This is a genomic window from Micromonospora sp. R77, from assembly GCF_022747945.1.
In the GTDB taxonomy this organism is placed as follows: domain Bacteria; phylum Actinomycetota; class Actinomycetes; order Mycobacteriales; family Micromonosporaceae; genus Micromonospora.
Genome location: NZ_JALDST010000001.1, coordinates 3,092,736 through 3,104,978 on the forward strand (window position 1 = coordinate 3,092,736; position 12,243 = coordinate 3,104,978).

General features: G+C 71.7%; 13 protein-coding genes. 9 read left to right on the plus strand and 4 right to left on the minus strand.

Annotation, left to right across the window (positions count from 1 at the left end; genetic code table 11):
* From MRQ36_RS14435 to ccsB, 4 genes are read left to right on the plus strand one after another with little or no spacing between them, the layout of a single operon-like run.
* Complete coding sequence (locus MRQ36_RS14435; protein WP_242795953.1) at nt 1-573, plus strand: TlpA disulfide reductase family protein; 573 nt, start codon at nt 1-3, stop codon at nt 571-573.
* A complete protein-coding gene (locus MRQ36_RS14440) occupies nt 573-1,388 on the plus strand; it encodes a cytochrome c biogenesis CcdA family protein (RefSeq protein WP_242795955.1) in 816 nt (271 codons plus the stop codon). Before MRQ36_RS14435 ends, MRQ36_RS14440 begins: the two co-directional genes overlap by 1 nt.
* Nucleotides 1,388-3,007 (plus strand): cytochrome c biogenesis protein ResB, encoded by a 1,620-nt coding sequence (locus MRQ36_RS14445; RefSeq protein WP_242795957.1) that lies wholly within the window; start codon nt 1,388-1,390, stop codon nt 3,005-3,007. The genes MRQ36_RS14440 and MRQ36_RS14445 overlap by 1 nt, the downstream gene beginning before the upstream one ends.
* On the plus strand, nt 3,007-3,987 hold the full coding sequence (gene ccsB / locus MRQ36_RS14450) for a c-type cytochrome biogenesis protein CcsB (protein WP_242795959.1): 981 nt from the start codon (nt 3,007-3,009) through the stop codon (nt 3,985-3,987). The genes MRQ36_RS14445 and ccsB overlap by 1 nt, the downstream gene beginning before the upstream one ends.
* 54 nt (nt 3,988-4,041) lie before the next feature.
* Here the strand turns inward: ccsB and MRQ36_RS14455 are convergent, their stop codons facing one another.
* Nucleotides 4,042-4,242 carry a hypothetical protein gene (locus MRQ36_RS14455; protein WP_242795961.1) on the minus strand — a complete coding sequence of 67 codons (201 nt, stop codon included), beginning with the start codon at nt 4,240-4,242 and terminating at the stop codon, nt 4,042-4,044.
* Nucleotides 4,243-4,597: 355 nt separating this feature from the next.
* Between MRQ36_RS14455 and MRQ36_RS14460 the strand changes: the two genes are divergently transcribed.
* Nucleotides 4,598-5,818, plus strand: a complete 1,221-nt coding sequence (locus MRQ36_RS14460; RefSeq protein WP_242795963.1) for an ATP-binding protein — start codon at nt 4,598-4,600, stop codon at nt 5,816-5,818.
* An 8-nt stretch (nt 5,819-5,826) separates the two neighbouring features.
* On the opposite strand, the gene MRQ36_RS14465 is transcribed toward MRQ36_RS14460, so the two are convergent.
* Nucleotides 5,827-6,297 (minus strand): MarR family winged helix-turn-helix transcriptional regulator, encoded by a 471-nt coding sequence (locus tag MRQ36_RS14465; protein WP_242795965.1) that lies wholly within the window; start codon nt 6,295-6,297, stop codon nt 5,827-5,829.
* Between the two features lie 63 nt (nt 6,298-6,360).
* On the opposite strand from MRQ36_RS14465, the gene MRQ36_RS14470 reads away from it, so the two are divergent.
* From MRQ36_RS14470 to mqnP, 3 genes are all read left to right on the plus strand, one after another.
* Nucleotides 6,361-6,921 carry a carboxymuconolactone decarboxylase family protein gene (locus tag MRQ36_RS14470; protein ID WP_242795967.1) on the plus strand — a complete coding sequence of 187 codons (561 nt, stop codon included), beginning with the start codon at nt 6,361-6,363 and terminating at the stop codon, nt 6,919-6,921.
* A 656-nt stretch (nt 6,922-7,577) separates the two neighbouring features.
* Complete coding sequence (locus tag MRQ36_RS14475) at nt 7,578-9,038, plus strand: menaquinone biosynthesis decarboxylase (RefSeq protein ID WP_242795969.1); 1,461 nt, start codon at nt 7,578-7,580, stop codon at nt 9,036-9,038.
* Complete coding sequence (mqnP, locus tag MRQ36_RS14480) at nt 9,038-9,943, plus strand: menaquinone biosynthesis prenyltransferase MqnP (RefSeq protein WP_242795971.1); 906 nt, start codon at nt 9,038-9,040, stop codon at nt 9,941-9,943. The genes MRQ36_RS14475 and mqnP overlap by 1 nt, the downstream gene beginning before the upstream one ends.
* A 58-nt stretch (nt 9,944-10,001) precedes the next feature.
* Here the strand turns inward: mqnP and MRQ36_RS14485 are convergent, their stop codons facing one another.
* Nucleotides 10,002-10,967, minus strand: coding sequence for a terpene synthase family protein (locus tag MRQ36_RS14485; protein WP_242795973.1), 966 nt, complete (start codon nt 10,965-10,967; stop codon nt 10,002-10,004).
* A gap of 153 nt (nt 10,968-11,120) precedes the next feature.
* On the opposite strand from MRQ36_RS14485, the gene MRQ36_RS14490 reads away from it, so the two are divergent.
* Nucleotides 11,121-11,759 carry a UbiX family flavin prenyltransferase gene (locus tag MRQ36_RS14490; protein ID WP_242795975.1) on the plus strand — a complete coding sequence of 213 codons (639 nt, stop codon included), beginning with the start codon at nt 11,121-11,123 and terminating at the stop codon, nt 11,757-11,759.
* A gap of 60 nt (nt 11,760-11,819) precedes the next feature.
* Here the strand turns inward: MRQ36_RS14490 and MRQ36_RS14495 are convergent, their stop codons facing one another.
* The gene (locus tag MRQ36_RS14495; RefSeq protein WP_242795977.1) at nt 11,820-12,086 is read right to left on the minus strand and encodes a BldC family transcriptional regulator; all 267 of its coding nucleotides are present in this window, start codon (nt 12,084-12,086) and stop codon (nt 11,820-11,822) included.
* Nucleotides 12,087-12,243 lie beyond the last annotated feature (157 nt).

A 12,243-nucleotide genomic window follows, 5' to 3' on the forward strand; every position in this document is an offset into this window, starting at 1 on the left:
ATGCGTTCCCGGAGGCTGATCGCCGCCCTCCTCGCCGCCGTCACCGCCGGGACGGCGCTGGTCGGCTGCTCCGCCGGGAACGAGGAGAGCCGCTGCACCAACCGCGACGGCATCGTCGAGTGCGCCCCGGACCAGCGGTCCGCCGCCCCGAAGCTCGCCGGTGACCTGCTCACCGGCGGGACGTACGACGTCAGCCGGGCGCGCGGCCAGGTGGTGGTGGTCAACTTCTGGGGCTCCTGGTGCGCGCCCTGCCGCGCCGAGGCCGACGACCTGGAGGCCACCTACCAGGCCACCAAGGGCTCCGGGGTGACCTTCCTCGGGATCAACGTGCAGGACAGCCGGGACAAGGCGGTCGCCTTCGAGGAGGGCCGGGTCACGTACCCGAGCATCTTCGACCCGGCCAGCCGGCTCGCGCTGGCGTTGGACATCCCGCCGAACACCATCCCCGCCACCGTCGTGCTGGACCGCGACGGCCGGATCGCCGTGGTGATCCGCGCCGCGGTCACCCGGGACGGCCTGCGCCCGATCGTCGAGCGGATCGCCGCCGAGCAGCCGGACGCCGGGTCCCGCTGATGGACGAGACGTTCCGCGAGCTGGCCCGGTCCGGCCCGCTGCTGCTGGCCATCGGCGCGGCGGCGCTCGCCGGCCTGGTCAGCTTCCTCTCCCCGTGCGTCCTGCCGCTGATGCCCGGCTACCTCTCCTACGTCACCGGCCTCGCCGGCGCCGAGCTCGAAGGTGAGCGGACACCTCCCGCCGACCCCACCACCGGCGGCGGCGTGGCGGTACGCGAGCGGGTGGCCGTGGCCGCCGTCAAGGGTCGGGTGCTCGCCGGGACGCTGCTCTTCATCGCCGGCTTCACCGTGGTCTTCGTCGCCACCGCGATCCTCTTCGCCGGCTTCGGCCGGTTCTTCTTCGAGTACGAGCGGACGTTCCAGGTCGTCATCGGTGCGCTGATCATCGTGCTGGGCCTCGGCTACCTCGGCGTGGTCCCGGGCCTGCAACGGGAGTTCCGGATCAACCGGCTCCCCGCCGCCGGCCTGCTCGGCGCGCCCGTGCTCGGTGCGGTCTTCGCGTTGAGTTGGATGCCGTGCACCGGCCCGACGCTCGGCGCGGTGCTCGGCATGGCGGCGGCCGGCGGGCAGACCGACCGGGCGGTGGTGCTGGCCGTGGCGTACTGCCTCGGGCTGGGGGTACCGTTCGTCGTCTTCGGGCTGGGCTTCCAGCGCCTGCTCGGGGTCTTCCGCGCCGTGCGGCGCAACAGCCGCTGGGTCACCCGGATCGGCGGCGCCCTGCTGATCCTGATCGGCCTGGCGCTGGTCACCGGCGGTTGGCAGAACTTCCTGATCTGGTTGCAGACGACCGTGGGTCCGGGCGAGGTGAGCATCTGATGACGACCGTGGACGACCGGCCGGCGAGTCCGCCCGCCGAGGCGCCCCGCCGCCGGCCGAACCCGCTGCTGGCCCTGCTGCGTAACTCGTGGCGGCAGTTGACCAGCATGCGTACGGCGCTGGTCCTGCTCTTCCTGCTCGCGGTGGCCGCGATCCCCGGCTCGGTGCTGCCGCAGCGCGGGGTGAACCCGGAGAAGGTCAACCAGTACTTCGTCGACCACCCCGACCTGGCCCCGAAGCTCGACCAGGCCGGCATGTTCGAGGTCTTCGGCTCGGTCTGGTTCTCGGCGATCTATCTGCTGCTCTTCACCTCCCTGGTCGGCTGCGTGCTGCCCCGGGCCCGGGACCACTGGCGGGCGCTGCGGATGACGCCGCCGGCCGCGCCGAAGCGGCTCGACCGGCTGCCCCAGCACGCCCTCCTCGCGGCCCCTGCCGCCGACGCGCAGGCCATCGCGGCCGTGCTGCGCCGCCGTCGCTGGCGGGTGGCGGTACGCGGCGACGAGGTCTCCGCCGAGAAGGGCTACCTCAAGGAGACCGGCAACCTGCTCTTCCACACCTCGCTGGTGGCGATCCTGCTCGGCGTCGCGGTGGGTTCCTGGTACGGCTGGCACGGCAACCGGCTGCTGGTGGCGGGGGAGGAGAACGCCTTCTGCAACACCCGCCAGCAGTACAGCGAGGCCTCGCTCGGCGCCCGGGTGGACAGCGCCGACCTGCCGCCGTTCTGCCTCACCCTGGACGACTTCGAGGCGAAGTTCCTGCCGTCCGGGCAGCCGGAGAGCTTCCGGGCCCGGGTGACCGTGGACGAGCCGGACGGGGGAGCGAAGCGGACCGCCGACTTCTCGGTCAACTCGCCGCTGCGGCTCGGCCCCGCCAACGTCTACCTGCTCGGCCACGGGTACGCCCCGATCCTCAAGTACACCGACCGGTACGGCGTCTCGCAGACCAGCACGGTGCCGTTCCTGACCACCGGGGACGTCGGCCTGACCGGCGAGGGCCTGGCCGCCTTCCCCGACGCCAACGTCGACCCGAAGACCGGCAAGCGGGCCGCCGACCAGCAGGTCGCCTTCGACGGGCTCTATCTGCCGACCGCGCCGGAGAGCGCGCCGTTCGTGAAGTCCCAGTTCCCGGCGGAGCGGAACCCGGCGGTGGTGCTGGTCGCGTACCGGGGGAACCTGGGGCTGGACGCCGGCATCCCCGGCTCGGTCTACAAGCTCGACCAGCGGCAGGTCACCAACGGCAAGCTCAAGCAGGTCGGCGACAAGAAGCTGGGCGTCGGCGAGAAGTGGACCCTGGACGACGGCAGCACCCTGGAGTTCCTCGGCACGAAGCCGTACGTCACCCTCTCCGTCCGGTACGCGCCGGGGCAGACGCTGATGCTGGCGGCCTGCGTGGTGCTGCTGGCCGGGCTGATGGGCTCGCTCTTCGCCCGGCGGCGCCGGGTCTGGTTCCGGGTCACGCCCCCCGACGGTGGATCTCCGACGAGCGGTAGTAGCTTGGTGGAGGCCGGTGGGCTGCCGCGCACCGAGCATCCAGGGTTCGCCGACGAGTTCGAGCAGCTCCTCACCGCGGTCAGCGACGAGGGGCGGACCGACCGGCGGGCGCGAGAAGGAGACGAGTGATGTCCGCACTCTCCGACCAGCTGGTCACGTACGCGATCCTGGCGTACCTGGTCGCCATGATCAGCCACGCCGTCGAGTACGCGCTCGGCAACGCCCGCGCGGTCCCCGCGACGGTGGCCCCGGCCCGGGAACTGGTCGGCGCGGGCGTCGGCGTCCCGGGCGGCACCGTCGAGGCACCCGCCGCCGACCCTGTCGGGACCCGGCCCAGCCGCTCGGCCGCCCGGGCCGCGCTGGCCGGTCGGATCGCCACCGGGCTCACCGCGCTCGCCGCCGCGCTGCACCTGGGCGCGCTGGTCACCCGGGGCATCGCCGCCGACCGGATGCCCTGGGGCAACATGTACGAGTTCGTGCTGACGGTCACCTGGATCGGGTCGGCCGCCTGGCTGGCGGTGCTGGCGAAGCGTCCGCAGTTGCGCCGGCTCGGGCTCTTCCTGACCCTGGTCATGGTGCTGCTGCTGGCGTTCGCCGAGCTGAAGCTCTATGTGCAGGTCACGCCCCTGATGCCGGCGCTGCAGTCGTACTGGTTCGTCATCCACGTCTCGACGATCGTCTTCGCCTCCGGCATCTTCCTGCTGGGCGTGGTGCCCGCGGCGGCCTACCTGATGCGCTCCGGCTGGGAGCAGGGGCGGCGCAGCTTCCCGTACACCCTGGCCCGCCGGCTGCCGACGGCGGCCGGCCTGGAGCGGTTGACCTTCACGCTGCACGCCTTCGCCTTCCCGATCTTCACCTTCGCGGTGATCGCCGGGGCGATCTGGGCCGAGGCGGCGTGGGGTCGGGCCTGGGGTTGGGACCCGAAGGAGACCTGGGCGTTCATCTCCTGGGTGGTGTACGCGGGCTATCTGCACGCCCGCGCCACCCCGAGCATCAAGCGGAACGTGGCCACCTGGATCTCGATCCTCGGCTTCGCGACCATGCTGATGAACCTGTTCGGAGTGAACTTCTTCTTCACCGGCCTGCACTCCTACGCCGGCGTCAACTGACCGCACGCACCGACGACCGCCGAAAGCCTTACGCCTTCCGGCGGTCGCGTCGTCTCAGCGGGCCGGTCGCCGGCCGGTCAGCACCCCGTCCACCCGCAAGGTGATCTGGTACGCCACCTCGGGCAGGTCGGACAGGTCGAGCCGGTCGGCCCGCAGGGCGAACTGAGCGTGCAACTCCCGGGCCACCGCGTCCCGGATCTCCGCCTGGAGCGGGGTCAGCCCATCCACGTCGCCCGCCACGTACGCATCGTCCATCCGGCCATGATGCCGGTTCGGCGTGGCGCTGCCCTGGACAGATTCTTATGACTACACTTCTTAGAACTGTAGTCATAAGAATTGTGGTGCGGGGATGGCTCTTCCGATAAAGCCGACCGGGATCTTCGATCGTGACGTCGAGTGGGCGGAACTTGCCCGATTCGTCGCTGACCAGCGGTCCGGCGCCACTCTCGGCGTTGTCAGCGGCCGTCGTCGGCAGGGCAAGACGCTGCTGCTCTACGAACTGGCCCGCGCTGGTGGCGGCTTCTACTTCGGCGCCACCGAGGCGACGGCGACCGAATCGCTCCGGCGACTGGGTGACGCCCTGGGCACGTTCACGAAGGCACCCGGGCCGGTGCACCTGACCGACTGGAGTGCCGCCGTCGACGCCCTGCTCGCCCTCGGGTACGACCGCCCGGTGACCGTGGTGCTCGACGAGTTCCCGTACCTCGTGCGGGCGGCCCGTGACCTTCCCTCGATCATCCAGCATGCGCTCACGCCCGGTCGGCCGCAGCGAACGGAGTCCCGGACACGCCTGCTGCTCTGCGGATCGGCGCTCTCCTTCATGGGTGGACTGCTGGCCGGCTCCGCGCCCCTCCGCGGCCGGGCCGGGCTGGAACTGCCGGTGCATCCCTTGGACTACCGCGCGGCCGCGAACTTCTGGGGGATCGAGGATCCACTGCTGGCGGCTCGGGTCTTCGCCATCGTGGGCGGGACTCCGGCGTACCGACGGGAGTACGTCCAGGACGACGCGCCGGCCGGGTCGGCCGACTTCGACGACTGGGTGGTCCGGTCGGTTCTGAACCCCGCCCGTCCCCTGTTCCGAGAAGCGCGTTACCTGTTGGCCGAGGATCCGGACCTGCGCGACACGGCGCTGTACCACTCGGTGCTGGCGGCCGTGGCAGAGGGCAATGCGAGCCGTGGTGGGATCGCGAGCTACATCGGGCGCAAGGCCACCGACCTTCAGCATCCGCTGACGGTCCTTGAGGATGCCGGCCTGTTGGTCAGGGAGCCGGACCCCTTCCGGAGCGGGCGCAGCAGTTACCGGATCACCGAGCCTTTGATCACCTTCTACCAGGCGATCATGCGGCCGGCCTGGACAGCGCTGGAACAGCGTCGGGGCGGGGATGTCTGGCGTAGGTCGCAGCGGCGTTACGCCAGTGCGGTCCTCGGGCCCCGATTCGAGGAGATGGTCCGGCACTGGTCGCTCCGTTTCGCGGACCCGGAGGCGCTGGGCGGGCCGGTCGCGGAATCGAGCGCGGCCACGGTGACCGATCCGGTGAGCCGGACCAGTCACGAACTGGACCTCGTCGCACTCGGTGAACCGCCGTTGGGTGATGGTCCCCGCCGCTTGCTCGCCATCGGTGAGACGAAGTGGGGCAGGCGGCTGGGCCTCGCCGATCTGGAGCGATTGGAACGCATCAGGTCATTGCTCCAGAGGCGACCTGGATTCGACGCGACGGACGTGCGTCTGCTGTTGGCCAGCGGTCAGGGCTTCGCCGATGAACTGACCCGTGCCGCATCGGTTCGGCCAGACGTCGTCCTGCTCGACCCGGTGGGCCTCTACCACGACTGAGGTGCGGTTCACCCGCTGAACCAGCCGGGGACGTCGAGGCGGAAGACGTCGGAGGGGACCATCCGGCGCAGGTCGTCCTCCATGGCGGCGACGCGGTCGGGGCCGAGGGTGGCGGCCCAGCGGTCGCGGAGCTGGTCGAAGAGGACCGCCGAGCGGCGTAGCCCGTCGAGGCCCCGCTCGGTCATCCGGACCAGCTTGCGGCGGGCGTCGGCGGGGTCGTCGACGCGTTCCAGGTAGCCGAGGGCGACCAGCCGGTCGATCGTCTTGCCGGCGGCCTGCTTGGAGACGCCGAGGCGTTGGCCCAGGTCGGAGGCGGTGGTGCCGGCCGGGCCGACGGCCTGGAGCACGAAGCCGTGGGCGGGGCGCAGCTCCGGGTGCCCCTGCTGGGCCAGTTCGGCGTGCAGGTCGTCGATGAGCGTACGGAAGCCGGCCAGCAGGAGCAGGGGCAGCGCGAAGCCGGGGCGGTCAGGTGTTGCCATGTTCGACAACCCCGTTTACTATTTGGTCAACCACGTTGACTATCTTAACCGAGGGGTGCCGTCATGTCCCGACCGGCCTTCACCATCCACACTCCCGACACCGCGCCCACCGCCGTGCGGCCCGTCATGGCCGCCGTCCAGCGCAAACAGGGCCACCTGCCCACCGCCGTCGCCCTGATGGCCGAGTCGCCGGAACTGCTCAAGGGCTTCCTGGGCGCCGTCGCCGCCTTCGACTCCACCGACCTCGACCCCGTCGCGCGGGAGGTGGTCGTGCTCACCGTCGCCACCCGTAACGAGTGCCACCTCTGCGTGGCCATGCACACCCCGGCCCTCGCCCGGCACGGTGGCACGCCGGAGCTGGTCGCCGCGCTGCGGGCCGGCACCGCGCTGCCGGAGGCGCGGCTCGAGGCGCTGCGCCGGTTCACCCTCGCCGTGCTCGACCACCGGGGCGACGTGCCCGACGACGAGCTGGACGCCTTCCTCGCCGCCGGCTGGCAGCCCCGGCACGCCCTCGACGTGGTGCTCGGCGTCGGGACGTACACCATCTCCACCTTCGCCAATCGGCTGGTCGACGCCCCGCTCGACCCGCCGCTGGCCGCGTACGCGTGGGAGCCGGCCGCCTGAGGCCTGTCCGGCAGGTCTTCGGACAAGCGTCCCGGACATCGATGTGAGCAGGCCGGACATTCCGTCACCTGTCCGGGACGAGCCGAGCCCCTTTTCGAGCCCGCGCAGGGTGGACCAGGGTGGCCACAGGACGGCGGTCGTCGTCCATCACCGATCCACGATCCTGGGTCGTACCGCCACTCGGTACGGCCGGGAATCCACAAACGGAGGGACTTTGCTCATGAGAAGTCGGATTGCCAGGGCCGCCACCACGGTGGGGCTCGGCGCGGCGGTCGCCTTCGGCGCGTTGGCCGCCACGCCTGCCCAGGCCGTCGAGTCGGCCGCGAACATCCTGCCGTCGCCTCGGGATGGGTGTACGAGGGCACCTACTCGAGCCGATCGGAGTGCAATGCCGTAGCTGACTACAACTTGAAGTACTTCAACATCTACGGTCAGTGCCGTGGGCCGTACTCGGGCGGCGTGTATCACCTCTATCTGTACTTCTAGGGAAGGCTGAACCGGCGTGCGGCCGGCAGTCGGGCCGGGCCCTCCCGTCCGACTGCCGGCCGCCGCACTGCACGGATCGCTCCTCCCGCGTCGGCACCTGGTCGGCCGTGAGCAAGGCCACCCCGACCCGGCGGAGCTGGGGCGGCGGCCGGTGGGGGAGACTGGCGGGTATGGCGGCTCGTGGCTTCCCGTACACCGATCTCAAGGACTTCCTCGCGGCGCTGGAGCGCGCGGGTGAGCTGCGGCGGGTGAGCGTCCCGGTCGACCCCACGCTGGAGATCAGCGAGGTGGTCACCCGGACCGTCCGGGCCGGCGGGCCGGCGCTGCTCTTCGAGCGCCCCACCCGGGGCGAGATGCCGATCGCGATCAACCTGTTCGGCACCGAGAAGCGGATGGCGATGGCGCTCGGCGTCGACTCGCTCGACGAGATCGGCGAGCGGATCGGCGCGCTGATCAAGCCGGAACTGCCGGTCGGCTGGTCCGGCATCCGCGAGGGTCTGGGCAAGGTCATGCAGCTCAAGTCGGTGCCGCCGCGCAAGGTCAAGACCGCACCCTGCCAGCAGGTGGTCTACCGGGGCGACGACGTCGACCTGAACAAGCTGCCCGGCCTCCAGGTCTGGCCCGGCGACGGCGGGATCTTCCACAACTACGGACTGACCCACACCAAGCACCCCGAGACCGGCAAGCGCAACCTCGGCCTCTACCGCCTCCAGCAGCACGGCCGGAACACCCTCGGCATGCACTGGCAGATCCACAAGGACTCCACCGCCCACCACGCCGTCGCCGAGCGGCTCGGCCAGCGCCTGCCGGTCGCGGTCGCGATCGGCTGCGACCCGGTCGTCTCGTACGCCGCCTCCGCGCCGCTCCCCGGCGACATCGACGAATACCTCTTCGCCGGCTTCCTGCGCGGCGAGCGGGTCGAGATGGTCGACTGCCTCACCGTGCCGCTCCAGGTGCCCGCGCACGCCCAGATCGTGCTGGAGGGCTACCTGGAGCCCGGCGAGCGGCTGCCCGAGGGCCCCTTCGGCGACCACACCGGCTTCTACACCCCGGTCGAGCCGTTCCCGGTGCTGCACATCGAGACGATGACCATGCAGCGCGAGCCGGTCTACCACTCGATCGTCACCTCCAAGCCGCCGCAGGAGGACCACGGCCTCGGCAAGGCCACCGAGCGGATCTTCCAGCCGCTGCTCAAGCTGCTGATCCCGGACATCGTCGACTACGACCTGCCGGCCGCCGGGGTCTTCCACAACTGCGCGATCGTGTCGATCCGCAAGCGCTACCCGAAGCACGCGCAGAAGGTGATGAACGCGATCTGGGGCGCCCACCTCATGTCGCTGACCAAGCTGATCGTGATCGTCGATGAGGACTGCGACGTCCACGACTACAACGAGGTGGCGTTCCGCGCCTTCGGCAACGTCGACTACGCCCGCGACCTGCTGCTCACCGAAGGTCCGGTGGACCACCTCGACCACTCGTCGTACCAGCAGTTCTGGGGCGGCAAGGTCGGCGTCGACGCGACCCGCAAACTGCCCACCGAGGGCTACACCCGGGGCTGGCCGGAGGAGATGACCATGTCGCCGGAGGTCACCGCCCTGGTCGACAAGCGCTGGAAGGAGTACGGGATCTGATGGCGACCGCCGTCGCGGAGCGGCCCCGCCGGGTCACCTCCTTCCTCAAGCTGGTCGCGATCGAGCACTCGGTCTTCGCGCTGCCGTTCGCGTACCTGTCGGCGCTGACCGCGATGCAGGTCGACGGCGGGCGGGTGCGCTGGCTCGACCTGCTGCTGATCACCGTGGCGATGGTCGGCGCACGGACGTTCGCGATGGCCGCCAACCGGATCCTCGACCGGCGGATCGACGCGCGGAACCCGCGTACCGCCAACCGGGAACTGGTCACCGGGGCGGTCAGCGTGCGGACGGCCTGGAGCGGCGCGGCCGTCGCGCTGGTGGTCTTCCTGGCCGCCGCCGCCCTGCTCAACCCGCTCTGCCTGGTGCTCGCCCCGCTCGCCGTGGTGCCACTGGTCGTCTACCCCTACGGCAAGCGGTTCACCAACTGGCCGCACGCCATCCTGGCGATCGCCCAGGCGGTCGGCCCGGTCGGCGCCTGGCTCGCGGTCACCGGCACCCTCGCCGGGTCGTGGCCGGCCTGGCTGCTCGGTGCGGCCGTCGGCCTCTGGATCGGCGGCTTCGACCTGATCTACGCCTGCCAGGACTCCGAGATCGACCGGGAGATCGGCGTGCACAGCGTGCCGGCGCGCTACGGCCGGCGCTTCGCGCTGCACGCCTCCACCGTCGCGCACGTGATCACCTTCGGGCTGTTCCTGTGGTTCGGCGCGCTGGTCGGCTTCGGCTGGCTCTGGTGGATCGGGCTGGCATTCACCGCCGTAGCCTTCGGCTACCAGCACCTGGTGGTCAGCCCCACCGACCTGAGCAAGGTCAACCGGGCGTTCTTCACCGCCAACGGCTTCGTCGGCATCGTGCTCTTCGTCTTCGCCCTGCTCGACCTGGTGGTCCGCCTCGGCCTGCGCGCCTGACCGCCGGGCCGGCTCGACGGCCTGACCGGGTCGGCTCGACGGTAGCCGGGCGGGCGGGTCAGGGCTGGGCGGTGACGGGGTAGCGCTCGCTCTCCAGGGTCCAGTCGACGGTCCCCCGGACCGCGTTGGCCACCCCGTCGAGGTGGGCGGTGACCGCCTCGTCCAGCGCCGGTCCGAACGACGGCACGGCCGCGCAGAGCGCGACGAAGCGCTCCATCGCCGCCCGCCAGCGCTCGGCCACCAGGTCCACGGCCACGGCCAGCGGCACGCCCCGCTCGGCGGCGAGCGCCAGCACCAGGTTGTGCCCGCCGGCGGAGACCCGGTCCCGCTCCAGCGACGCCACGTCGTTGAACCAGGAGAGCAGGTCGTTGCCGAGGTCGCCGACCCGCCGCAGGGCGGGATGGTGGTAGACCGCGTCGGGCAGCGGCCGGCCCGTCGCGAACTCGATCAACGGGTACGACACGTACGCCGCCGAGGTGGCCCGGCGCAGCTTCATGTACTCGTCGACGTCCGGCCTCCGCCCGGCGTGCGTGGCGACCGCCTCCCGCCAGGTGCCGTCCAGGTGATGCGCGACCGCGTCGGTGAACCGGAGCCGCCACCGGGCCGGCATCCGGCGGCGGGGCTCCCGCCACCCCTGCACCAGCAACCGACGCAGCGGCCCCGAGAAGCCCGGATGGCGGGCCCGCGGCCCCTCCCGGAGCAGGGCGAGCGCGCCGTCCCGCAGCGCCCGGATCTGCGTGGGGGCGAGCCGGTCCGGCCCGTCGCAGGCGTCGTCGACCAGGAAGAACCAGGTGAAGAGCGTGGCGAGGGTACGCAGGTCGGGCTCGGCGGCGCCCGGATAGAGCCGGCCGGCATAGCGGGCGAAGCCGGCCCGGACCAGCCGTTCCCGGGCGGTGGCCTCCAGCGGCAGACCGAGGCGGGTCAGCCGGTCGGCCAGCCACTCCTGCACCGGATCGGCGTACGGGGAGAGCCGGGGCGGGATCGGGCAGGCGGACCGTAGCGACGACAGGATCGCCTCGGTCATCACCGATCCCTCCCGTACGACGTCGATCGCCGACGGAAGCATGGCAGGTCGGCGGAGGGGCCGCCGCCCGTGGGGGCAACGGGGACGCTCCGGACAGCGGCGAACCGGGGGGTGCCGACCCGGCCGCCGCCGTGACCAGGCAGGCTGGACGGTATGCGCGAACCATGGGTGGTCGGCGTCTCCGGGGCCTCCGGCACGCCGTACGCGGCGGCCGTCGTCCGGGCGCTCCTCGACGCCGGTGAGCCGGTGGACCTGATCGTCTCCCGGGCCGCCCGGCTGACCATCCTCGACGAGACCGGCCGCCCGTTCCGGGACGGGCACTGGGCCGAGGACCTGGCCGGGTGGCTGGGCCGGGACCTGACCGGCGCGGACCTGCGGCACTGGCCCGCCGGTGACCTGGCCGCCGGCCCGAGCAGCGGCTCCTACCGGGTACGCGGGATGGCGGTGGTGCCGGCCAGCACCGCGGCCTGCGCGGGCATCGCGATCGGTCTGTCGAAGGACCTGTTGCAGCGCGCCGCCGAGGTCAACCTCAAGGAACGCCGGCCGCTGGTGGTGGTGCCCCGGGAGACCCCGGTGACCCGCAGCCACCTGGAGCACCTCATCGCGCTGCACGACGCCGGTGCGGTGGTGCTGCCCGCCAGTCCGGGCTTCTACGGTGCCGGCGCGGCGGCCTCGGCCCAGCAGCTCGTCGACTTCGTGGCCGGCAAGGTGCTGGACGCGCTCGGCGTGTCGCACACGCTCTTCCGGCGCTGGTCAGGCGAGCTGGCCGCCGACCGTTCCCAACCGGGTTGACCGGTCGCGGCGGGACGCGGACCGGGCCTGACGGCCGGTCCGCGTGCCGATCCGCACCACTCAGTACATGCCGGCGTTGGCCGGTCCGGGGCCGGTCGAAGCGGCCGGGCCCATGTTGCGTGGCTTGCCCATGTCCTCCGCCTCTTCCAGCATGCCCTCCCCCTCAAGCAGGGCCCGCACCTCGGATTCCCGAAACCGGCGATGCCCGCCTGGAGTCCGGATGCTGCCGATCCGGCCGGCCGCCGCCCAGCGCGTCACAGTTTTCGGGTCAACCCGAAACAGCGCGGCGACCTCACCCGGTGTCAGCAGGCGATCTCCAGTGTCCACAGCCCCCTCCTCGCGTCGACGAAGCCCCCGGCTGAACACACTGCCCCCGGCCGGTGCGAGCCCAGAGCCGTCATGAGGGACGTATGGCAATTACAGCACCAGCGACCTGGCCTGTCCGCCAAACGCGAAAAAAGCACTGAGTGGGAAGTTAGGAAAT

Bases quoted from the DNA above. Each gene is read 5' to 3' on its own strand.
- MRQ36_RS14435 (WP_242795953.1), top strand. From the start codon at position 1: ATGCGTTCCCGGAGGCTGATCGCCGCCCTCCTCGCCGCCGTCACCGCC.
- MRQ36_RS14440 (WP_242795955.1), top strand. From the start codon at position 573: ATGGACGAGACGTTCCGCGAGCTGGCCCGGTCCGGCCCGCTGCTGCTG.
- MRQ36_RS14445 (WP_242795957.1), top strand. From the start codon at position 1,388: ATGACGACCGTGGACGACCGGCCGGCGAGTCCGCCCGCCGAGGCGCCC.
- ccsB (WP_242795959.1), top strand. From the start codon at position 3,007: ATGTCCGCACTCTCCGACCAGCTGGTCACGTACGCGATCCTGGCGTAC.
- MRQ36_RS14455 (WP_242795961.1), bottom strand. From the start codon at position 4,242: ATGGACGATGCGTACGTGGCGGGCGACGTGGATGGGCTGACCCCGCTC.
- MRQ36_RS14465 (WP_242795965.1), bottom strand. From the start codon at position 6,297: ATGGCAACACCTGACCGCCCCGGCTTCGCGCTGCCCCTGCTCCTGCTG.
- MRQ36_RS14470 (WP_242795967.1), top strand. From the start codon at position 6,361: ATGTCCCGACCGGCCTTCACCATCCACACTCCCGACACCGCGCCCACC.
- MRQ36_RS14475 (WP_242795969.1), top strand. From the start codon at position 7,578: ATGGCGGCTCGTGGCTTCCCGTACACCGATCTCAAGGACTTCCTCGCG.
- mqnP (WP_242795971.1), top strand. From the start codon at position 9,038: ATGGCGACCGCCGTCGCGGAGCGGCCCCGCCGGGTCACCTCCTTCCTC.
- MRQ36_RS14485 (WP_242795973.1), bottom strand. From the start codon at position 10,967: ATGACCGAGGCGATCCTGTCGTCGCTACGGTCCGCCTGCCCGATCCCG.
- MRQ36_RS14490 (WP_242795975.1), top strand. From the start codon at position 11,121: ATGCGCGAACCATGGGTGGTCGGCGTCTCCGGGGCCTCCGGCACGCCG.